This window comes from Lysinibacillus sp. RS11 (assembly GCF_042019215.1).
Lineage (GTDB): Bacteria > Bacillota > Bacilli > Bacillales_A > Planococcaceae > Lysinibacillus > Lysinibacillus xylanilyticus_A.
In genome coordinates this window covers 636,449-661,179 of record NZ_CP168124.1, presented here as the reverse complement: position 1 = coordinate 661,179, position 24,731 = coordinate 636,449, and the positions used below count along the sequence as shown (strand labels likewise).

The 24,731-nt window shown below is 35.0% G+C and carries 14 protein-coding genes; 2 read left to right on the top strand and 12 right to left on the bottom strand.

Going from position 1 to position 24,731, the window contains the following annotated elements:
• Positions 1 to 222: 222 nt before the first annotated feature.
• From AB9L17_RS03350 to AB9L17_RS03295, 12 genes are all read right to left on the bottom strand, one after another.
• Entirely contained in the window at positions 223 to 4,584 is a 4,362-nt protein-coding gene (locus AB9L17_RS03350) for a glycosyltransferase (protein ID WP_375200071.1), read from the bottom strand.
• Positions 4,585 to 4,633: 49 nt separating this feature from the next.
• Positions 4,634 to 5,914 carry an ABC transporter ATP-binding protein gene (locus tag AB9L17_RS03345; protein ID WP_223552700.1) on the bottom strand — a complete coding sequence of 427 codons (1,281 nt, stop codon included), beginning with the start codon at positions 5,912 to 5,914 and terminating at the stop codon, positions 4,634 to 4,636.
• Positions 5,904 to 6,698 carry an ABC transporter permease gene (locus AB9L17_RS03340; protein ID WP_223552702.1) on the bottom strand — a complete coding sequence of 265 codons (795 nt, stop codon included), beginning with the start codon at positions 6,696 to 6,698 and terminating at the stop codon, positions 5,904 to 5,906. Before AB9L17_RS03340 ends, AB9L17_RS03345 begins: the two co-directional genes overlap by 11 nt.
• A gap of 64 nt (positions 6,699 to 6,762) precedes the next feature.
• Positions 6,763 to 8,589: a polysaccharide biosynthesis protein gene (locus AB9L17_RS03335; protein ID WP_223552704.1), complete on the bottom strand. Its 1,827-nt coding sequence runs from the start codon at positions 8,587 to 8,589 to the stop codon at positions 6,763 to 6,765.
• Positions 8,590 to 8,673: 84 nt separating this feature from the next.
• Positions 8,674 to 10,227, bottom strand: coding sequence for an O-antigen ligase family protein (locus AB9L17_RS03330; RefSeq protein WP_375200070.1), 1,554 nt, complete (start codon positions 10,225 to 10,227; stop codon positions 8,674 to 8,676).
• Between the two features lie 17 nt (positions 10,228 to 10,244).
• A complete protein-coding gene (locus AB9L17_RS03325) occupies positions 10,245 to 10,742 on the bottom strand; it encodes a tetratricopeptide repeat protein (RefSeq protein ID WP_068986201.1) in 498 nt (165 codons plus the stop codon).
• Positions 10,743 to 11,034: 292 nt separating this feature from the next.
• Entirely contained in the window at positions 11,035 to 14,361 is a 3,327-nt protein-coding gene (locus tag AB9L17_RS03320) for an S-layer homology domain-containing protein (protein ID WP_375200069.1), read from the bottom strand.
• A 441-nt stretch (positions 14,362 to 14,802) separates the two neighbouring features.
• The gene (locus AB9L17_RS03315) at positions 14,803 to 15,519 is read right to left on the bottom strand and encodes a WecB/TagA/CpsF family glycosyltransferase (protein WP_375200068.1); all 717 of its coding nucleotides are present in this window, start codon (positions 15,517 to 15,519) and stop codon (positions 14,803 to 14,805) included.
• Positions 15,516 to 16,787 (bottom strand): nucleotide sugar dehydrogenase, encoded by a 1,272-nt coding sequence (locus tag AB9L17_RS03310; protein ID WP_375200067.1) that lies wholly within the window; start codon positions 16,785 to 16,787, stop codon positions 15,516 to 15,518. Before AB9L17_RS03310 ends, AB9L17_RS03315 begins: the two co-directional genes overlap by 4 nt.
• A gap of 245 nt (positions 16,788 to 17,032) precedes the next feature.
• Positions 17,033 to 18,001 (bottom strand): nuclease-related domain-containing protein, encoded by a 969-nt coding sequence (locus AB9L17_RS03305; RefSeq protein WP_375200066.1) that lies wholly within the window; start codon positions 17,999 to 18,001, stop codon positions 17,033 to 17,035.
• Between the two features lie 590 nt (positions 18,002 to 18,591).
• Positions 18,592 to 19,440, bottom strand: a complete 849-nt coding sequence (locus AB9L17_RS03300) for a flagellin (RefSeq protein ID WP_375200065.1) — start codon at positions 19,438 to 19,440, stop codon at positions 18,592 to 18,594.
• Between the two features lie 215 nt (positions 19,441 to 19,655).
• Positions 19,656 to 20,129: a transcriptional regulator gene (locus AB9L17_RS03295; protein WP_375200064.1), complete on the bottom strand. Its 474-nt coding sequence runs from the start codon at positions 20,127 to 20,129 to the stop codon at positions 19,656 to 19,658.
• A 185-nt stretch (positions 20,130 to 20,314) separates the two neighbouring features.
• Here AB9L17_RS03295 and AB9L17_RS03290 point away from each other — a divergent pair, with 185 nt between their 5' ends.
• Together AB9L17_RS03290 and AB9L17_RS03285 are read left to right on the top strand one after the other, a co-directional pair.
• Entirely contained in the window at positions 20,315 to 21,889 is a 1,575-nt protein-coding gene (locus tag AB9L17_RS03290) for a hypothetical protein (RefSeq protein ID WP_223552718.1), read from the top strand.
• Positions 21,886 to 24,648 (top strand): DEAD/DEAH box helicase, encoded by a 2,763-nt coding sequence (locus AB9L17_RS03285; RefSeq protein ID WP_375200063.1) that lies wholly within the window; start codon positions 21,886 to 21,888, stop codon positions 24,646 to 24,648. Before AB9L17_RS03290 ends, AB9L17_RS03285 begins: the two co-directional genes overlap by 4 nt.
• Positions 24,649 to 24,731 lie beyond the last annotated feature (83 nt).

Genomic DNA, 24,731 nt, shown 5'->3' with positions numbered 1-24,731 from the left:
CCTAATTTCTATAGAACTATTAGAAATCAGAAGGAGTACTTTTGCTGGTTTGTTCTTAAGTAACATGAAAGCAATTATCCATTACGCCTCAGCGTAATTGCGTCCAGATTTTTTCGAGCCCGCTCGAAAAAACTCCTCTTTAAATCTGTGACATCCGCCAAAAGCTTTATCTTTTCTTTATTCAGCGGGAGTTTACACACCCGCTGAATCAACAAGATAAAATCAAATGATTTCATCCATTTGGTATTTATAATTTTTCATACTATCGGATATTTTATTAGAAGCTATTAAATAATCCCCAGCATCAAAAATATCTTCACTTAAATGTAAAAATTGCAGTCGACCAAAACTATTTTTCTCTCTGTTATTAATGATTTTCTTCATAAATACCATAATATTATGACCTTCAAGTAAGTATGTTTTAATTCGGTCAAGAACACGTTCTAAATCTTTTTCATCATCAATATAAAAATGGATAATTTTATTCGACTTTAATTCAATCTCTGGGCTTTCTGCCTCGATAAAATCCTTAACAATAGTAGACCATTTCTCACTCCATTGGGTTTTTGAGAATGTTTTAGAAACCTGAATAGCATTTTCTTTAACAAATTGTAGCTTTTCTGGATTACTTAATAACTCTTCTATTGCCTTTTTCAGCGCACTACTATTAGGTTCGATTAAAATACCATTAAAATCATTGATTACCAAGTCTGTTAATCCGCCAATTCTCGTTAATATTACGGCATTTCCAGAAGACATTGCCTCTAGGCATGATAAACTAGTTCCTTCACTATGCAAAGTAGGTACTAATGATATGTCAGCAATTTCGTATGCCTTATGCATTTCTGAAGGATCTAGAGAATACCACTTAATCCTATCCTTCCATTTTCCAATCTTTTGTTCAACATGTTTTGTATCTTCTTCAAACCCTTTTCCAACAAAATGGAAGTCTACATAAGGGAATTTTGTAAGAATCTCATCAATAATATCTAATACCATATATAATCCACGAGCTCCGTATAATCTTCTTGGATAAGAGATTACAACTCTGTCACTCTCTTTTTGGCTAGGCTTAAATATATTAGTATCAACATAGTTAGGTACATACTCCATAGTATTTCCTAATTCAAAATCAATAGTTTGGAACCAATTAGCTGTATTAGTATCTACAGACACCATCTTATCAACCAAGGATGCCGATTCAATGATTTTTCTATTTTGTTCCCAAAAAGTCAAAGCTGATAGCCCGCTATTTTGTGGTGAGTCCCATGCGATACCATGACTAATACCTATACTTGGGCTTGCTACATTTGGCCATGATTCAAAGAAAGCAGAATATACGTTTAATAACGATACAGCATTTTCTTCATCATAAAATACCTTATTATAATTTCTTACATTTTCAACTGATAACTCTGTTATTTTTTCTGTTCCACGCGCCAAGGATCTAACTTCTATATTTTTGAATTTTCGTGTCCATGGGAAAGTTCCATATTGATAAATAATTAATCTTCTATTTAATGAGTTCACAACTTCATTTAAATCTATTAAATATCTTTCAGCTCCACCTGAATAGAAGTTTTCTCCATCCAAACCTAAGAAAGTGCCTGTCATAACTGATACATGATCATCAATAAAATAATTAGCATATGCTTTTAAATTGCTTATATTCTTTAGCATTTTTTGCTCTACAATTTCAATACGATTTTTCCACTGATGTTGGATTGCAAACTCTTCTGAAGTCTGCTTTATCTGTTCTTTGTCAAGCAATAAAGCATCTTTAATGCTGCTTTCAAATTCCTCTAAGCTATTTGCAATATATACACCATAATCATTAGAGAATTTTTTCATTTCATGTATTCCCGTAGTAACTACTGGTAAACCTAAAGCTCTATATTCAAAGTATTTTACTGGAGATACACAATCCGTTAAGTCATTAATTTTAAAAGGAACAATACCAACATCAAAAGCAGACGCATAGTTCACTAATTTAATGTAATCAACTTTGCCTACTAATCGAATATTTTCAAGCTTTTTAAACTTAATATCAGCCCCAATATGTCCAATTATTACAAATAACCATTCTTTATTTCTTTCTGCTAATTGATTAATTAAATCTACTTCAAACCACTCTTCTATTGCACCAAAATAACCTACTACTTTTCTATTCTTTATACCTTGTAATAGTGGGCCTTGCTTCTCTGTATCTTTTCCTTGAATAAAGTCTGCTAAGTTACTAGCATTAGGTAAAACTATTGCATCTGTTCTTTTGCTAACATATTTATGTAATTTGTCAGCTGAATAAGTTACAATATCTGCGTGTTCAAGGGTTTGATAATGTGCCTCTATTGTTTTTTCATCTGTATCAGCAAAGAATTCCAATTGATCTAATAAATCATACCAAAGCAATTTTTGTGGTAAAAGATCAATGAATGCTTTTTGGCCTTGCCAAGTACATAAAACAATACAATACTTATTTCTAACAACAGACAATAATGCAGCATCATTATTTACAATAAATAAATTATTCTCATATTCCTTAATAGAAAATTCACCATTGAATGGTGCACAGAAGAAACATAGATATCCTTTTTTAGCAAATTCTCTTAAAAATTGTTGAGGTCGTTGCATCGGTTCCCAATGTACTGCCGTTGGATAAATAACTATTCCTTTAAATTTTCTATTTTTTAATATTCCTTTAATTTGTTTCGCGTACTCATCATTCGACTGATTTAAATAGTCTCTATAGTAAGCATACTGCTGCTCATACATAGAACCAAACCCGGAAACTACTTCTGCAGCAGGGGTTGTGGGCGATGTTATTAGATGTTTATTCTTTTGTTCAATCATCGTTATTAATTGATCTAATGGATGCTCGATTTTGTTTGTTGAAACATAATTTTCTCTAGATAGTTTCTTGTAAAACCATTTTATAAATTCTTTTTTCTCTTTAGTACTACCTTTTACTAAATGAAAATTTGTACGCTTTAGTAAATTTACTAATTTAAAATACTTTGATCCGTGTAACTCATATATTTTCTGTGATAAATTATTAAATAGTTGTTCATTTAACTGTATCTGTTCATTTAGTTGAAATATTTGATGATCTTTTAAACTTAAATTTTCATAAATCCGTTTAATTTCTTCTTCACTAGGATAATTTAATAATTTCTTTACTTCCTCTATAGAACTACTTTCTATCTTATCTAATAATTTATTATGTGTATCCATTAATAAATTTAATTTATTTTCTAATTCTTGCTTGTTTGAAGAAGAGTCATGTAGACTTTGTCTAGTCATTGCTAATTCAATAGACTGCGTTTGCTTTTCTTCTCTAACTCTACTTAACTCAGCAAGTAAAGACATTACTACTTTATCTTCTTTATTTACATTAAATAGATCTAAGAAGTATACAATATTTTGTGGTAATAAAATATTTTGGTCTAACAAATTGGTGCATATGTTTATGAAGTAATTAGACCATTTATTTTCTGATACTTCATTATTAATATTTTCATTACCTAAATAAGCATATTCTCTTTTTAATAATTGTGTACTTCTGTTTTCTAATGCCCACTGCTGTAAAAAATACTTGCCTGCACTTTTATCTAAAGCAACAATCTCTTGAAGAATGTTTTCATATGTAGCTGTATTAATGTTTCTTCCAGAGAAATTTGAATTAGCAAGATGCTCTACATTCCCTTGTGAAACAAAGCCTTTGATGCCATCATATCCTAGTAATAGAATAGGTCTATTTTGTGCCATTGATTCTAATACAACTCGCCCCATACCACAAACAAAGTAAGATTTTTCAATATAATCATTTACTTTCTCGCTATACCCAGCCATGCTTATATTAGTATCATTTTTGATAAACTCTTGTATATCTTCGTAAGATTCTCCATCCCCAACAATAATTAAAGATTTATTTTTACCATTCTCAGTATTTATATATTCTCTATAAAACTTTATAAATTCATAAATCCCTTGAACTTTATCTTTATCCAATCTAGAAATCAAAGATATATTATTACTTTCATTATGATGAGCATTTAATGTGTCACTTATTTCAATTACATTAGGTAAGATAGTTATCTTTAAGTCTTTATTAGCATGTTTCATTAATTGCTTAGTTTCTTCTGAAACAGAATAAATCTTGTTTGCAGATGGCAGTACTATATCAAACATGAAATTTCTATATATTTCTCCGTACCCCAAACTAAAATTTAATGGTCCATGTGCTGTATACGAATAAGGTATATTTAAATCATTTGCAATAGCAGCAGTTACAATAGCTGTTACATAAGGATGTATTTGAATATAGTTAATCTCATTTTTAATTATAAATTCTTTCAAGATATTATAATGATTTAATAAATCATTACCAATCGTACTAGAGAAGTTTTCTATTAGGAGACTTTTAGTTATATATTCATCAATTAAATTTGTACTTGAACTACTTGAAGTTGCTAAAAATATTTCACTACCTATTTCCTTTAATACTTTACAATGTGATAATATATGAGTTTCAAGCCCCCCCAATGAAAAATTCTCTGTCACAATTAATATATTTTTCTTGGTCATTTTGCTTACACACTTCCTATAATTTGTTTAATGTTAAACTTAATTACAGCTATACTTCTTTTATTGTTATGCTACTATTTAAATTCGCAATCCCAGTTCCGCTAATTGGAAGTTCTTCCACTTTAAACAATAAGAAATCAGATAATTTATCGAAGTAGATCATATCATTTTTCCCATCCTCTTTAGCTATTGCTACAGATATATGGTATGTTCCAGATGTTAAACGTACCTTTTGATCAAATGAAATTGTATATTGTTTGTTTTTCTTAAAATCTATTTTTAATTTATGATATGACGTACTAGTGCCATAAACTTCTATTCCTTGTGTAGTTTTAATTCTCAGACCAATTAATACATCTTGCACATTTATTGAAGAATGAACAGTTAAAACAATTTTACTTGGTTTACCTGTATTAAACACATATGCCTCTTCATCTACTTCATTTAACATCTTTACATTTTCAATAAATACATCTCTTTCAATTTTAGCAATATGCTCCTCTGTTGTATCCCCACCATCACTAACTATATTTTTTTCAGCTTTTTCAACAGCATTTAAAGCTTGATAGTGTGCATTTTCTTGAGAATACAGAAGCATGTGGTATTTATCGATAATTTCCTTAGGCTCTCCCTCAGCTATCAAATTAGAGTTATCTAATAGATATGCATAATCACATAATTGTTCAACGACCCTCATAGAATGAGAAACAAAGAGAATAGTACAACCTTTTTCCTTTAAATTTTCTAAATAGTTATAGCATTTTCTTTGGAATTTCTCATCGCCAACTGACAATGCCTCATCAATTATCATGATATCTGGATCAACAAAGGCAGCTACTGAAAATGCTAGCCTTACAAACATACCACTTGAATATGTTTTAACAGGGCGATCTATAAATTCTCCAATTTCTGAAAACTCAAGTATAGAATCAAATTTTTCATCGATCTCTTTTCTACTTAATCCTAAAATAGCACCATTTAAATATACATTCTCGCGCCCTGTAAATTCTGGGTTAAATCCTGCCCCAAGCTCTAAAAGTGCAGAAATTCGCCCATTTATATTTACGTTTCCTAATGTAGGGTTTAGAGTACCAGTGATTATTTGTAACAGTGTACTTTTTCCAGATCCATTTCTTCCTACTATACCTACTGTCGTACCTTTTGGAATTTCTAAACTAATATTGTTTAGTGCCTTAAAATTACTTACTTTCTTTTCATAAAACTTCGGTGCTAAGTTAATTAAAATTTTATGAATAGGCTTTTGGTATATTTTATATTCTTTAGTGACATTTTCAACCTTTATCACGATATCTTTATTATTAAATGACATCTGCAAACCCTCGCTTTAGCTTACGGAATAACCAAATACTTAATAGCATAAAAATGTATCCAGAAAATGTGAATACTAAAAATGAACCCCAATTAGGAAATTTGCCAGCAAATACAGCATCCCTATAACCTTCTATCACATAAGTTAATGGATTTAAATTCATTATTGGATGCATAAACTCTGGAACAAGCGAAATAGGGTAAAAAATAGGTGTCACATAAAACAGAATATTTAATAGTACTCCTACTGTATAAGCCAAATCACGAATATATACACCAATAGATGCAACAATGTAAGCAAAACCTAAAGAGAATAAGCTTATTGGAAGTAAATAAATTAACGATATAAATAACCACATAAAGTTCCAGTCTGGAATAAAAATCGCAATCCCTACTGCTAATACCACTATATTAAAAAATGCATTGATTAACGAAGATAATAATGTAGTTAGTGGAAGAATATCTAATGGGAAAATCACTTTTTTTACATAATTCACATTAGAGAGAATAATTGTAGTTGATTTACTAACTGTTTCATTGAAAATATTATAAATTATTAGCCCTGAGAAAATAATCATCGCAAATTCAAATTTGTTATCACTTTGCTCAATTCCCCATCTAGCATTAAAGACTACAGAGAATATAAAAGTATATACCGCTAACATTATTAACGGCGTAATGAAAGACCAAATTCCTCCAAGGAATGATCCCTTATATTTAAGTTCTAAATCTCTCTTTGTTAACTGCTTAATTAAGTTTCGGTGTTCTCTAATTAAGTTCAACAATATATACTCTCCCTTTCATTACAATCAAAAATAATAGCTTTCGAATGTTTGTATGGGAGATTTCCTAATTACTAACCATTCTAGCTGTATTTTTAGATTCCACATTATTTAAAATTGTTTGAAGAAGCTGTTCAAGTTCTTCTTCACTATATGTCAAGTTATTCTGTAATTTATATCTAATATCACTGATATATTGTTCATTAGTAAAAGCATTGATTTTTGGATGTACTTTACTATACTTTTCTTCAAATTCATAAAATAATTCTTCGTGTAGTTTTTCTCCAACACGAATACCTGTATAAGTTATTTCAATTTCATCCTCGGAAAAACCAGATAAATTAATTAGTTGCTTCGCTAAATCAACAATTTTAACAGGTTGCCCCATATCTAGTACGAAGGTTTCTCCACCTTTTGAAAAACTTGCAGCTTGAATTACTAATTGGGCAGCTTCAGGAATTGTCATAAAGTAGCGTGACATATCAGGATGTGTTACTGTAACGGGACCACCTTTTTTGATTTGCTCTTTAAACAATGGAACAACACTTCCACTACTACCAAGTACATTTCCAAAACGTACAGATGAATATTTCGTAGAGCTATTATTGTTTTTTTCATTCACAATTAACTCAGCAATTCTCTTCGACATCCCCATAATATTTGACGGACTAACAGCTTTATCAGTTGAAATTAATACAAAACTGCTTACACTTACTTTATCTGCCGCATCTATTACATTTTTTGTACCTAGAATATTTGTTGATACAGCTGAATAAATATTTTCTTCCATTAAAGGTACATGTTTGTATGCTGCAGCATGGAAAATAATATTTGGTTGATGTTTTTCCATCATTAACTGCACTCGTTCACGATTTTCCACACTTAGAATCTCTACTTTAAGTTGAGTACATCCTTTTATTTTTTCCAACTCACGTAAAATCTGATAAATGTTATACTCGCTATGATCTAACAAAACGAGTATACTAGGTTCAAATTTTATTATTTGCCTGCAAAGTTCAGAACCTATTGATCCACCAGCACCTGTAACTAGTATTTTTTTTCCTTTTATTTTTTTTGAAATAGAGTCATTATCTAAAACAACTGAATCTCTTCCAAGTAAGTCTTCAATAGATACATTTCTAAACTTACTATAACTTAATTTCCCAGTTGCGAACTCTCTATATTTCGGTATAATCTGGACATTCTTACATACTCTTTTAGACTTTTGAATAATTTTCTGTAGTTGCTCTCCTTTAAGGCTGGGTATTGCAATGATAATATGTTTAATATTATAATGCTCTACAACAGCTTCTAAATCATTTAAATTTCCAACTATAGGTATACCGTTTATTTCTAAATTTTTCAGTTTTGGATTATCATCTAAAAAAACGACTGGATTTAGAACACTGTCCGTTTTCTGTAATTCTGCTGAAATACTTCTGCCTGAAACCCCAGCTCCTAATATAAGTGTTGCTTTTCTTTTTATTGAACTTTCACGAATTACATCATCTCTTCTTAATTGTATATATCTCCAAAACAATCTAATTCCACATAAGAATACAAGATGTAAAATTAACGTTAAAAAAAGTCCTCTTTCATATAAATCATTAAAGAAAATAAGTTGTGATGCTGCGGTTATTAATATCGATAAAATAACTACTTTACACAGACTTATTAATTCATCAATATTTGCATACTTCCAAATTCTTTGATATAGGTGAAAATAAAAGCATAATATATGATGACTTATTAATAATATGATAGAACTCAACACTAACATCAAATCGACAGTTCGATTAAACGGATTCAAGAAAAAATGTGCTAAAAAAATAGAAATTAAAACAATTATTGAATCGATGGTTAATAAAGAAATCAACCTAAATTTATAGTTCAATTTTTATCTTCACCTCGCCAAATGATGGCATTTGTTCAAATTAATTAACAGCCCTATTCTAGTGGGCTGTTAATTATTTCGCGTCTATTGTTGGGCTATGTTATTTTTATTTAATGTGGTAGCTAATAATATACCCGCCATAACCCACAAAGTTGCAGATGTTCCTGGCAAACTATCATTAAATAACGCTTGAACTAAATACGCTCCCCATGCTATTCCTAGTATCCAAATCATTGAATTATTAGATTTAATAGCAATTTTTAGTGGGCTACATAATGAAATAATTAATATGATGATTCCACATAAAAAACCTATTATTCCTGTTCCATATAGCCAACCAACATACATACTATGGGGTTTATCAATAATTGTATTTTCATCAAATATACTTGCACGTGCATCAATATTATAATGCGGGAAATTATACATAAAAGTATCCAACCCATACCCAAAGAATGGACGATCTTTCACTAATTCAAAGCCTTTCCCCCAAATATAAACACGCCCTGTCCCAGCACCAACAGCTCTCTCAGGCAGCACTGGCAATTCAAATTTTTCGGTAGCATAAGCCTTTGTCATCCAGTCAAATTTCACATCTGTATTTATACTTGTGGCAGATACAGGCTCTTCCTTTAAATAAGGATTAGATTTTATTACAAAGCCTACAGATTCAGTCCAAACACGTGCATCTTTACTTGCAAGCACATGAAACACTGGTGCACTTGCTACTAAAAACACTGCAATCATCGCAAAGCTTTGTGCTTTCTTTTCCGATTTAATTGCTACAAATAATACAACAATCATCATTATACAAACTGTTATAAAACCACTTGTTGAAATAGACATTAACATTACAGCTATGGACATCACAGCTACAACTAAATGTCCGATAGCTCGGCCAATATTTTTTTCTAAAACTGTTGCTGTCAGAAACATTACGGTCATGATTGCAAACATTCCACTCATATAGTTCCATTGATTTAATGTCCCTACTAAAACGGAACCATCACTAAGCTCAGCACCCTCAGGTAAAAATAACATCACCAGCTTTTTAACTGCTACCTTTTGAAGTAAATCATTATCATAAAAGTTCATAGTAACTATAAATAGGTTAATAATCACAAATGGGTATAGAGAATATAAAATACAATTTAGTGCTTTTTTCGGATAGTCAATATTCATCGCAATAAAGAACAATGCTAAATAACACAACCAACTAATTGCACCATCTGAACGGTTATACAGACCATGCAATGCAATAGAAATGTTTGGTGAAAAGATTGTCGAAATAACAATCGCTACTGCAAATGCTCCTATTGCATAATTTATTTTTGTTTTGCGGATTTCGCCATTCATAAATAAAATCTTTGCTAACAACATTAGACCTGCTAATATAGTTATAATTATTACTATTAGAGATTTATAGTAAGTAAAAAGATCTCCCTTTTCTCCACTCTGAAGGATATCTACATTTGTAACGAGCGGTGATTGTACCTCAATAACTTTTGCCATAACAATTAATGGCACGAAGCCTATAACAATAAGAAGTAATCTAAAAATCCATTTATCTACGGATTTTTGAGATTTAACATCTTCTTCCACATCACGATAAGCTACTTTTTCGTAGAACTTACTCATCTATTATGTACCTTCCTTTATTGCAAATTTTCAATTTGAGCTAGTAATGTAGCAACATGGTCTTGATAATTTGGTATTTCTTCTGGTGCCCAGCCCGATTCTTGACAGCGAAGAAGAACAATTTTTGCTTCCTCATATTTTTCTGCAGCTACAAATATCTCTCCTAACTGAATCATAAAAGTCGCATCTTCTACCTTATAAGGATTAATATCTAATGTTTTCTGCATATAAATTGCTGCCTGTTTTACATCACCTCTGTTAACAGCTATAATTCCAGCTAAATAATTTGCTATTTCGGAGTTCGGCTCTGTCTTTAACACTTTAGAAACTGCATTCCATGCATCTTCATAATTACCCTCTGCTTGTAATTGAATTGCCTGGCTATAAAGAATATCATTCGATGAGAAATCCTCATCCTGTTTGCTTGCTAAAACATTCGCCACGATCAGACCAATAACAACACAGGCTACTATCCCTGACAATATATATTTTCGTACCGGTTCAGTAATTGTCATCAAACTCTACCTTTCTCGAATTATGTCTTTTTTTCACATATGGTTATTATACTATAAATTAGTATCTTCATGTTATATTTCCAAGGAAAACATGACCATTATTAACTATCAATATAAAACAAATCTATTTATCTAAAAAATTATTATTAATTATTTCTTCTATTTGCTATAACTATAGATACATATGAAACAGATTCAGTAGAGCTTAGTTATTCCCATTAAAAAGAAAAGGCTTTGTGGAAAAATCCACAAAGCCTTTTACTTTTATATGCAAACATTTGAAAATAGAATATTACTTAACTACTTGAACGCCTGCTAAATTTACAGCTTTATCAGTTACAGAAGATTTAAGTACTTTCCATACACCATCTTCTTTAACTTCAAATTGAGTAATTGCATTGCCTACATTTAAAGTAGAAATTTCAACAACAACTTTGTTACCATTTACACTTGTTACTGTTGCTTCTGTACCATTAATGAAAACTTTTTCATCTACGCTTACATTAACAGATGATGTAAATGTAAATGTAACTTGTTGTTTAGATGATACAACTCCAGGCTTACCATTGTTAACGTAAACAGACGCAAGTGAATCTACTTGATAAGAGAATGCTTCGCCTTTTTCGTTCATTAATTTAATGCCTGCTGCATCAGCTGTTGCTGTAACACCATGAGTGCCTTTGTCAGCGTTGATTTTATTAACTAAATCAGTAACATTTTTATAATTAGTTGCATCTGTAACAGGTGCATTTGCATTATAAGTATAAGCTTTAGCACCGATAGTTAATTTTGGAGTTACATTAGTGTTTACAATAATTGTATCACTAGATGATGCAACTGCTGATGTTCCACCTGCTTCGCTTGTAATTACAGCTGAAGTTAATTTTGCATCAGCATTTACTTTAATTGCATCAGTACCTTTAACTTCGCGCACAATTCGTAAAGTGATTTTTCCATCTTTATCTTCAGTGCGTGTTACAACAACACCATCGTAAGATTCTAACTCTTTAATGAATTTGTCAGCGCCATAAATTTCAGCACCACTTAATGCATAGAATTTAGCATCTTTAACTGAAATTGGAGCTTTATCTTTGAACTCAATTTCATTTTTGTTGATTGCAACTACTTCACCAGTGTGTTCTTTAGTTACATCAGATTTTGAAGTGAATTCTGCATTTGCTTCTTTAGAAGTGAATGCGTAATCTTTACCGTCAGTATTAATAGCAACACCAGTTGCAGTAACTTTTACTGAAGTAGTTTTTTGATCAGCTGAAGTAACAATTAAATCAGTAGAACCTGGAAGTTCTTTAGTTACTGTCCAGCTACGATTTGGTGAAATAGTCTTGCCATCTACTACTACATCATTAGCACCAGTGTTAAAGATTGTGTAAGTTACTTTCTTAACACTTGTACCAGACATTTTCTTGTTACTTTGGTTTACTAATTCTGCACGGAACACTGCAGATTCGTTACCTTCAAATTTAGTTACAACTTTCTTACTATCATTTAGTTTGAAAGATTTAACTGCAGCCCCATCAAGGTATGCATTTTGGAAGTAAGACATTTGACCAGCTACTTTTGGTTCACCTTCATCAAGGTTACCTTGTTTAGCATTTGAAGTATTGATATCAATCCAAGCTACTGGAGTTGCATAATCATTTTCTTTGTCAGAACCGATGATAAATGTTGCTTCACCTTTATCATTTGTTTTAACAGAGATTTGCTTCGCATTATTTTTACCGTCAGCAGCATTGTTTGCATAGTAAGATTGGTTGTCATCTTTGTCAACTTGGATGAATTTAGCTTCCGTATTAGTACTAATTACACGGTCTAAATCTTCGTTGAACGCTACGTTCACGATTTCGTTTTTAGCTAATTTACCTTCTTTATCTTTAACAACTACTTTATATTGACGACCATTGTCAGCATAACGAGCTGCTACTTCACCGCCATCACGAGTCATTTCGATCGTGTATTGAGATTGAACTGCACCGAATGTTACTTTAGAAGCAGTTGTTTGTAAAGCTGATGCTTTATAAAGTTCAGCTTTTTCACCAGTTGCAGTATTTGGAGCAAATACTACTGGAGTAACAGCTGTGTTTGCACCTGAAACAGTGAATGTAGCTTCACCTTTAGAGTCAGTAGTGATTTTAGCAGCAGCTAAAGCTGTATTGTTGCTTAATTGAAGAGCATTGATACCATTAACTGTTGCGTTTGATACTTTATCAGAAGTAACGTTCATGTTTTCAACAAAACCAATGTTGAATGTTTTGTTTGCTTCTGGTAAACCAGTTTTAGGGTTTTTGTAAGTAACTTTGTAAGTTTTGTCAGCGCCGTTGTTGATTGTAGCACCAGTAGTTACTTCTTGAACTGATAAGATTGTGTCTACTCCCCAGAATACATAACCAAGTGAGAATTTAGAACGATCACCAGTTGCATAAGCAGTTACTTCATCAGTACCGTCTTTGTAACGAGTATAAGAGTAAGATGCTACACCGTTTTCATCAGTGATTGCTTCACCAGTTAATGTTGGTGTAACGCCATCTGTGTTGTTACCTGGTACGTAGAAAGTTACAGGGATACCAGCTTTAGATTGACCTTCAGCTACAGTAACTTTTGCTTTTACAGTTACTTGTTGACCAAGTTTACCTTGAGTAGCAGGAGTAGTTAGTTCAACTTTAGTTGGAATTACAGCTGATACACCTTTAAATTTACCAACTTCTTCAGCATTAAGAGATACAGTGTACTCTTTGTCAGCTGTTTGTGGTGCAGTAGTTAAAACAACAACTTTTTTGTTAGTTTGTTTTACAGCTGCGTTTTTAACTTCTAGATCTTTGATTTCGAAGTTAAGAGCTTGTACGTTTTCAACTTCTTCGTCAAATGTTACTTCAACAGTTGTGTTGTTGATAGCTTTTACAGAAGCACTTGCTGGAGTTGAAACTTCCATGTTGATCGTACGGTATAAGAATGAAGCGAATTGACCGCGAGTGATAGAGTCAGCTGGTTTGAATGCTTTACCTGGTAGGTTAGCTGCATTTGTTAACTCAGCATATTCTAAAGCTGTGATTGCTTCACGTTGTTCAGCAGAGAAAGCTTTGTCTAAGTCAGAGATTTCGCTCGTGAATTTAGCTGCTTTGTATTCTTTAACTAAATCTAGTTCATAGATTTCATTGATAGCACGTACTAAAACAACTGCCATTTGTTGACGTTGCATAGTTTGTGTGAAGTTTAGGTTGCCGTTTGAACCAGCGAATACGCCTGCATCTTTAGCAAGTGCAGCATATTTTACTAATTCTTTTTCAGCTGTTAATGGAAGGTCGTTGAAGCGTTGTTTTGTATCCCAGTCAGCTGGAACTTTAAAGCCTTCAGTTTCTAACCAACGGCCTAATAATTTAACTACTTGACCACGGTTAATAGTTTGGTTTGGTTTGAATGTGCCGTCAGCGTATCCATTGATGATACCTGCATCAGCAAGAGCGTTGATCGCTTCTTCATGAGAATTATTTGCTACGTCTGTGAATCCTGCAGCAGAAGCCACTGGTACAATAGCAGATGCTACTAATGTAGCTGTAGCAGCTGTTGCTACGAATTTTTTGTATTTCTTTGGTTGGTTAGCCATAGAAAAATTTCCTCCTCTAAGTTCAAAAATTATGTTTCTACTACATAGAAATGCAGTAAATAAACAACTACACATAAAAGTATAGTTGTATCCCTAAAAGTTGTCAATCATATTTTGGGAAACTTTCTAATTCATTTCCGGAAAAATAAGGTCGTGCAACTCTCTTTTACCATTGTTATCTATTTAAGCTTATTTTTCAAGTGATATTACACAAATTTCTAACAAAATTCTGATATTCTATCAATAAATGTTCAAATTTCTTAAAATCATATAAATGTAAACAACGAAAAAAGCTCAAGCATATAAATGCTTGAGCTTTTTTCGCTTGGGCTACCAACCGTTGTTTCCTTGCAGGGAATTCTATTTATTTCATAGAGGAAATTCCTATACACATACAGTCTAACACTTTCAATTTAAAACGACAATACCAATTTTTAAAAATTATTGGCGTTTTTGTCTTGCTACTTCCAGTAAAAATAATGGAAGGGCGATTTGACGCTTGATACGCTTTGGTTCTTTCATTAATCGATAAAACCATTCCAGGCCAAATTTTTGGAAAATTTCCGGTGCACGTTTCACTGTACCTGCAAGTACATCGAATGATCCACCCACGCCTTGATAAATGGTTGGATGTAATTGATCACGATTGGCATTGATCCAGTTTTCTTGCTTTGGACTGCCCATCGCTACAAAAAGTAAATCGGGCTGTGCTTCGTTAATGCGGTCAAGTACCTTCTGTTCATCCTTTTCATAGCCGTCCTGTGTGCCGACTATTTTAATAGAAGGAAATAATGATTCTAGCTTTGCTTTTGCTGCATCGGCTACACCTGGTTTCCCTCCGTAAAGGAAAATGGGCTTGCCACGTTGGGCCGCTTCCTCGCAAAGCTTCATCATCATATCGACGCCTGTAACACGTTCACGAATTTGCCCTTTTTGAATTTTTGAAGCAAGAATCACGCCAATGCCATCTGGAATCTGAATTTCCGCTTCGTTCAGAAGCTTTTTTAGAGCAGTGTCTTCTTTCGCCTTGATAATCTTTTCTGGATTGATGGCAACAACGAGCGCCTTTTGTTTTTTTTCAATGCGCTCAAATGCCATCTCCATTAATTCATCGTAGCCTTCCGTATTGACATTGATGCCAAGTACTGTTTCTTTCATCGGTTTTTTGCATCTCCTAGAAGGTGGAACTGGAAGCCTGCTTCTTCCCAATTATCACGTTTTAAGCAATTTTTCGTATCGAAGACGATTTTTGATTTTGCTGTAATATCTGCAGCGTTCAATGCTTTGAATTCATTGTGATCTGTTAACACTAGAATGATATCTGCATCTTTTGTTGCTTCTTCTAAGCTTTGTGTTTGTGTAGCATGTTTGTTTTCTTTAATGTGCGGATCGTATGAAATCACGTCTAATCCAAGATTTTGTAACTCGTCAATAACGATTGTTGATGGACTTTCGCGCATATCATCAACGTTTCCTTTGAAGGCTAGTCCAAGAACAGCTACTTTGCCACCAGCAATTTTGTTTTGATTTAAGATTGCTTGTGTTTTTTGTGCTGTAAAGCTTGGCATACTATCATTCGTATTACGAGATAGGTGAATAATTTGTGCCGTCTCGCCACCAAGCTCTACTAGGAACCAAGGGTCAACTGCGATACAGTGACCACCTACACCTGGGCCTGGGAAGTGAACATTTACACGTGGGTGATAGTTCGCAAATTTAATCGCTTCCCAAATGTTCACATCCAGCTTCTCTGCTAATTTCGCAAGCTCATTCGCAAACGCAATATTGACATCACGATAAGTGTTTTCCATTACTTTTACTAACTCAGCTGTTGTTGCATCCGTAAGGTGAATTGTACCATTCACAAATGTTTGATAAAGCTCTTTTGTCATTTGTGCAGATGTGTCATCAATACCACCAACGATACGGTCGTTGTTCACTAACTCTTCAAAAATACGACCAGGAATAACACGCTCTGGTGAATGTGATACGAATAAATCTACACCAAATTCAAGATTTGCCTTGATCAGTTCAGGTAGCATAATGTGCTCCACTGTTTTCGGTGGTACTGTCGATTCAAGAATGACAAGGTTACCTTTTTTCAAGAATGGCACGATTGAAGCTGTAGCTTGACGTACATATTCTAAATTCGCTGTATTATCAGGATTGATTGGTGATGGTACAGCAACGATGAACACGTCCGCTTCCACTGGTGTCGTTGACGCCGTTAGGAATCCTTCATCTACTGCTTTGTTCAAGCGCTCCTGTAATCCGTTTTCTTCAATATGAAGTTTTTTCTCTTGAATACTTTTTACTGCTGCTGGGTTTACGTCCACCCCATGTACTTTCACGCCGTGGTTGGCAAACATTACAGCCGTTGGTAAACCGATGTAGCCAAGTCCAACGACACAAATTGATTTCGTCATTCTCTATTCTTCCTTCCGTTTTCAAAAACGAGTAGTTAAATTATATATTCTGTAAATGCTTAATGCATTTTTGTTCTGCATTATAGTATACAACTTTCAAGGGAAAGTGTGAACCAATTTGTTATTTTGAAGTTGTTTTCTGTGTCTGATTTGAAAAAATTTTGTTGGTTGGTGGCGGAAATTTGCTTCGTTGGCGGCGCATTTCGCTTGGTTAGCGGCGCAATTTACACTTTTAGCGGCGGAACTCACTTCTTTTGCGCCGCATTCCAATATAAGGTGGACAGATCGTACTTCCTAATTCGATCCGGTCCAGTACTAGGTAAATTTAATTTTTGTAAAAGTCGTTTTGCTACATACTGACTCTCTATATTTAAAAACTCACGACACGCTCTATTCGATATGGTGCCCCCTACTAGCATGTAATAATCCAATAGCGCTCGTATATGTGCGTCGTTACATTGATATTGGCAACTTTGACAACACCAAGTCATGCGCAATTTCTTCATCCCAAACTGACCGCAGTTTTCACACTGAACTCCTCGTCGTAAAGCAGATACATCAATTTGATAGTATTGGCAAAGTGGAAATGGCGTTCTGTCCCTTAAATGTGACAAAATAATGTGTTTGATTTCGTTCATTGTTGATGTCTCTTTGCTTTTCTCTATATGTTTATGCAGAAATAGCGGTAGCTCTTTTGCCATTAGAATCGGCAATCCGCTGTCCTCTCGTTGAATATTGACATTATTGAAGGGGAACACAACAGCTCCGAATATGGGTATAGAAATATTTTGCGTATCTAAGAAATGTTTCATTCCTTGAATATACTGTTCAAGTTGGATTTCGGGATGTGTAAAGACGTGAACCTCTCCAGATTCCGAGGTACGAATGAGCTGACGTGGGTCATTTTTTAAATGTACAGTTCCTCGAATATTTTTTACTTCTAATAGTATGATCGCGTTGGGGACAATGATGAGAATATCAATTTGCATGGGAAGAACAGAGGGAAGAATGACATTGTGGAAAATGTGGCAATCGTTTAGTAGTGCTGTTTGCCGCAGTTCCTTCATAACGTATTGCTCTCCAAAATCGCCAGCTTCTTTAATTTTTTGTTCCTGCTGAAGATTTTGATATTGGGGATGTGTGGGCTGTAACCGAGTCACAAGTGCTTGAAGTCCTATTGTCAACGGAGATGGTGCGAAGGGTTTTATGATCAATTAATTCTCTCCTTTTCTATTTTATATATTGTTAGATTTATCAGATAATTTAACACCCTTTCAGCGATTATAGCATGGCTGTCATCGGTTTTGGTATGATAATCAGCGGTTTTTACTTTTTTATCAGTGGTTGCTTCACTTTTATCAGCGATGTTCACTTCTTTATCAGCGGTGTTCTCTTTTTATCAGCGATTCTTCACTTTTATCAGCGGTGTTGACTTTTTATCAGCGATTCTTTCACTTTTATCAGCGATGTTAACTTTTTATCAGCGATTCTTTCACTTTTATCAGCGTTGTTAACCTTTTTATCAGCGATTGCTTCACTTTTATCAGCGGTGTTGACTTTTTATCAGCGATTCTTTCACTTTTATCAGCGATGTTGACTTTTTATCAGCAATTGCTTCACTTTTATCAGCGGTATTCTCTTTTTTATCAGCGATTCTTTCACTTTTATCAGCGATGTTCACTTCTTTATCAGCGGTGTTGACTTTTTATCAGCGATTGCTTCACTTTTATCAGCGGTGTTCACTTCTTTATCAGCGATATCAACTTTGCTATCATCGATTATCCAAATTAAAAAGGAATCACCTTTAGTATCGGGGATTCCTTGTTGTTCCGCTTTCGAGTAGTTTTAAAATTGATTGTGCTTGCTGTAGGTGCATTGCTAGTACGTATTGACTTGCCTGCATTAGGATTTGTGCCTTTACTATGTTCATCATTTCTTTTGCGATATCTGCATCACGAATACGGGACTCGGCAGCTTGTAAGTTTTCTGCCGTGTTTACGTTTGCATTATACGCATGCTCTAGGCGATTTTGATAGGCACCTAGTCTTGAACGCTCGTTTGATACACGCTTTAAAGCCTCGTCCATAGTGGAAATGGCTTTATCGGCATTGTCACGTGTTGCAATGGTTGTCGTATCATTCAAGCCAAGTGCTCCGGCTCCCATATCGTTAATGAATAGCTCGATGCTTTGACCTGAGTTTGCGCCCGCCTGAATTTTAATTCCGTTTGTAGTGTGATCCCCATTCAGTAATGTCTTGGTATTAAATTCAGTATCCTTCGAGATGCGCTGAATTTCCTTTTTTAATTCTTGAAATTCTAAGTCAAGTTTTTCTCGATCACTATCTGTCAATGTATCGTTGGCAGCTTCTACTGCTAACTCGCGCATGCGTTGGATCATTGCATGTGTTTCATTAAGTGCACCTTCTGCTGTTTGAACAAGTGAAATACCGTCCTGGATATTTTTCGCTGCCATATTCAGCCCACGAATTTGTGCACGCATTTTTTCGGAAATCGCGAGCCCTGCTGGATCATCTGCTGCACTATTGATTCGGTAACCTGAAGAAATCCGAAGCATTGACTTGCTCATTGCACCATAATGTCTATTCATATTATTTAAGATAGATAAACCCGTTGCTGACCATTTTCCAAGCATCATTTCACCACCTTTATTTTTATTTATATCGGTATGTACTCAACTCATTTTAGTTAATTCTGGTAATACATTCTAATTTAATAGGTTCTATATATTAATCGTATCTAATTCATTCCCAAGATTTCGACTTTAGACCTAGATGAATTATCAACAATTTATAAAAGCACCCGCTTCTCACATGTGAAAAGTAGGTGCTTAATTGCCATACTGTGTATTCAAATTTCGAAGCCTCCGAGTTGATGGTTCTTTTGTTGTAGCAGTTCAAAAAAGAGTGCTTTATCGTTATCTAATAATGCTTGGTCGATTAAATAGTCAAAGTTTTTCTGCTCCAATTCTGTAACGAGCTGATCTATTTCGCCAACAGTCACTGAAGAAACAAGTGGTAGCTGTGGCTTTGGTGTAGCGTTTTCAAGAATCGGTGCTAGATGCTCATGAACATTTGTAATTAATAATAATTGATATAGTGGTAGTCGGATAAAACGATTCCCCTTTTGGAAAACAAATACCTCAGATAAATTTTCAATTTGCTGTGTATTCAAGTTGATAATCATCTCTTTACCTTCAATCGGAATGAAATGGAAAATCTCATTCTCTTTTAAAATAGAGAAATATTGATAAGCAAACACTAGACGTAGTTTATCTCCAGTGATTTTTGTGTAAAACGGCTTCATATACTGAACTTGCATCATTCCTCATCCCTCCCGATTTGTCTGATTATTCAGATTTTAACATAAATCAATAATCTTGTTAACTATCTTCTCCTTGATTTTTCACTTTCAAATCATTCAGCTTATCATGTCCGTATTTTAGTCGTATAATGGAAGGACAGTCTTTTTTCCTTCATACTTAAATGTCCACTGAAAGGAGTGAGGTTATGGCATTGTCTATTGCCCAATTAGCTAAGGAACATCAAGAATTTGTCTTTAGGAAATTAAAGGAAGCTGAACAGGCATTACATCCTTCCTCTACTGAAGACGAGGAGCTAGTGCGTCGTGCTGTTTTTTCGGTGCGGAATAAATCAGTTGTCTTTGAACGTTTTAATGGAGCAAGTTCTATATTATATGCAAGCGTACAGGATGTCAGACCCGCTTCTGTAGAAATTGATTTTGCTAAAGAGGAGTTGAGCTGTAATTGTCCTCAGCTGAAATGGTGTAGACATCAGGTTGGCGCATTACTTGCCCTCTACCAGTATTTTGATTCTGTGCAAGATTGGTCAAGTGCGTGGCGTGCACAAAAATCAGTGCAATTAAAATCATTAGCAGATGAGCGGAGTCCAGAAAGCTGGCAATTGATGGTCAATGAAATAATGAAACGTTTATTGCCACCCGGGCGTATTTTAGAAGGCTATGGTCTTTCTGCTATCCGGACTGATGCTTTGGAGAGACTTCAACGGCATATGCCCTTCGAGCGTGAGTGGCAGCCACTTTATAAGCTCTTCATGGAGCTATCCATCTTTAATACAATATGGCGTCATGTAAATGAAACACAAGGGCATTCAGTGGATTCTCCTTATATGAAATATTTTATTGATCAAAGTGTTCAATCATTCGAGAGTATCCTGACAGAGTTAACTGGTCGATCACGACTTTTTGCCACTGACCCATTTTATGATGCACTTCAGGAACTAGTCAGAGAGTTTTTATTGGGACGACAAGGGTTGTTTGCTAATCGACTACAAATTTATATGCTGCTTTGGGCTGTGCTTTTTTATGAGAAGCCACGACGAGAACAGGAATTAGCACTTATAAATGATCTGGAAAATCCTTCATCAGAGATTTCCTTAGAGTCATTAAAACTGCTATTTTATGTACTGCTGCAAAAAGAGGAATTATTGCAGGAAAGCATTGCACAGATTGATGTACAGCGAATGCAGGACCTATTTGAGCTTGCTATTTTTGCAAAGCGTGCTGGCGAGTCACATGCACAGTCAATCATTTTACGTGCGATGCTACCATTTGCCGAAGTCTTTTTACAGCAAACGGTGCCAGTTGTAAAACGAGCTCAATACGTACACCAATTTCAACTTTTGTACGAAGATATACCACTTACGGAGGAAGATGAAACCACATTATATAGTGCATTTGGTGTTTACGGGCTTCAACCATTTTCGTTCTTTCTTATTAAAAAGGGACGTTATCGTGAATGGGTAGCCCTTCACCAGTTAAATCTCTCCTCCCTTTCTTATTTAGAAATGTGTGGATTAAAGGATGTACTACAAGTTGCTCCTGCAACAGTATTGCCCTTATATCATCTATATGCCATGTCTGAAATTACGCAAAAATCACGTATGAACTATAAGCAAGCTGTACGAATTTGGAAGAGTATGCGCAGTGCAGCAAAACGTGCTGGCAAAACCGCTTATTTTGAAACATATATGCAAACTATTCGTGTAGAGTTTAAACGCCTGCGTGCATTACAGGAAGAAATTGAGAAAGGAAACTTAGTATGATGACTATTAATGCTAATTCCCCGTTTTCAAAAAAATTACAGCTTCGTATTGAATCAATCCAGGAAGGATATTTTACGATACAAGGCTTTACTGCTGGCGGTGCAACAGTGGATGCAGACTCACTTATTTCTTCATTATTTTTAAACTATGAAGCGAATGTCTATGGTCTATTAAGCAATCGTACGGATCTTACTGTTGAAGTTTCAACCTCTGAGCTTCTAGATATTTTTTCACCGCGGTATCTACATCCTTTTATTGAATGGATCGGTGTGGACGCAGAAAGTCAGGTGTGGCTAGAAAAAGCGTCGGCTTTACAAACGTATTGGCAGGAGCCCTCGCTTTGGTCGTACGCTGCCATTGCTGATGATTTTTCGTCACTAGCATTCCCTATAGACGGTATAGATACGGCATTATTAGAAATGGCCGTGCAGCAAAAGCTTACCCAAGCGGGTCTTGTACTGTCTGATTTACCAAAGCTATTGCCATTTTTCTTACGTGGTGGCTGGCCATTAGAGCAGGAACGACAAGCAGGTACAGTGACTGTCTCCCTACGCTTAAGTGAACCTGAGGAAGATTCAGATGTGTGGCTTCTAGAAACGGTACTGAGTACAGCTACAACCAAAAACTACTGGACGCCTGCTATGCGAAAGCAGTCATTACCAATTGTTGATGCTTTACCAGCAAAGTGGCAAATGTTTGCTGATGCTATTGAACAACAACAAGCACAAATTGTCGATCTTCTTTCTATTGAAGATATACGTAGCGATATTTTCATCCGTATTATGCTTGAGGATTTAGAAGTACGAACATTTTTACGTGAGGATTTAGCAAGATTACAGGCACTCGGCTTCGACGTTGTACTACCTGCTTGGCTAAAGGATTTAAAACAATCAAAACTTCGTGTTCGTGTGAGTACTGGCAATGTATCGACTAAGAAGGTTGCTGGACTAGATGATATTTTAACGTTCAAATGGCAGTTTTCTATGAATGGACAGTCCATTTCACCTGAGCAATTTAAAAAGCTTGTGGATGAGAAACGTGAATTCATTCGTATTGGGACAGAGTGGTTTCGTGTGGATGCGAACTGGATGCAGGAAATGCGCGCGTTGATGCAGCAAGCAGAAGATGAAAGCTGGACCGTTCGCGAATTGCTATTTCGTGAGTTACCTGAGGATTTATCCTTACCTCTTGAAGAAGAAGATGCCGATGATGCAATGCGAGATGACCCGATTTTTGCATTTGAACTGCAAAAATCGCTTAAATCCTATATGGAGCAGCTACAGGAGAAAAAAGGGCTTCCAACAGTTGCGGTTCCTACATCTTTGCAAGCTGATTTACGTCCCTATCAGCACGAGGGCTTTGAATGGCTTGTCTTCATGCGTGAACAAGGCTTTGGCGCCTGTCTAGCTGATGATATGGGACTTGGTAAAACAGTTCAGCTCATTTCATATTTACTTCATCTTAATGAAACGACTGCGGATAGTAAGCCATCCATCATCATTTGTCCTACGTCAGTACTAGGTAACTGGCAAAAGGAAATAGCTCGCTTTGCTCCTTCTTTAATTGTGCATACACATTATCAGGCAAATCGAGCAAAAGAGGATGTCTTTAAACAGCTAGTAGCAAGCGAAAAACCACATGTAATTTTATCTACCTACGGCACAGTCTCACAGGATACTGAGTTTTTGCAGGAAGTGGATTGGGCAGCAGTTGTCCTAGATGAAGCTCAAAATATTAAAAATATGCAAACACTACAGTCAAGGGCTATTCGTAAATTACATGGTACGCATCATATTGCCTTGACAGGTACACCGGTTGAAAACCGATTATCGGAGCTGTGGGCTATTTTTGACTTTATCCATAAGGGTTATTTAGGTAGCTTCGGTCGCTTTAACGAAGAATTTATTTTACCAATTGAACGTGATGAGTCGGAGTCACATAAACAGAAGCTACGTGCAAAAATCCAACCATTTTTACTGCGTCGCACAAAGCGTGATCCAAACTTACAGCTTAACTTACCTGATAAACAAGAGTCTCATGAGTTTTGCCCATTAACAACTGAGCAAGCCTCTCTATATGAAGGTTATATATTAGAGACGCTCGATCAGCTGGAGCAATTAACAGGCTTTCAAAAAAAGGGACGCGTCTTAAAAATGCTTAGTAAATTAAAGCAATTATGTAATCATCCTGCCTTGTATTTAAAGGAACCTTTCGAGGATGCCGATACAATGCTAACTCGTTCTACAAAATTAGAACGTATCGTGCAAATGGCTGCTGAAATCGTGGACAATGGCGAGCAGTGCCTCATTTTCACACAATATATTGGGATGGGGCAATTACTACAGCATTGTTTTAGTGAACTATATAATGTTGATGCACCGTTCTTAACAGGTGCAATGCCTAAGCAGCAGCGTGACCGCTTAGTAGAGGCTTTTCAGGCAGGCGATTTCCCGATATTTATCCTCTCCTTAAAAGCAGGTGGAACAGGGTTAAATTTAACGGCTGCAAATCATGTATTACACGCAGATCGCTGGTGGAACCCTGCCGTTGAAAACCAAGCGACAGACCGTGCCTATCGGATTGGGCAAACACAATTTGTGCAAGTGCATAAGTTTGTTACAATTGGTACCATCGAAGAAAAAATCGATAAAATGCTGGCCCAGAAATCTGCATTATCAGAAGAACTCATTCAATCAAGCCAGTGGTTAACTGAATTAGAAGATCATGAACTTCGTGATTTAATGATGCTTGATTATTAAAGATTTGTTTATGCGCCAAGAGCAAAAATGCTCTTGGCGCTCTTTTTAATTTCGCGAATTTCAGTGGATTAATGTTGTTACTT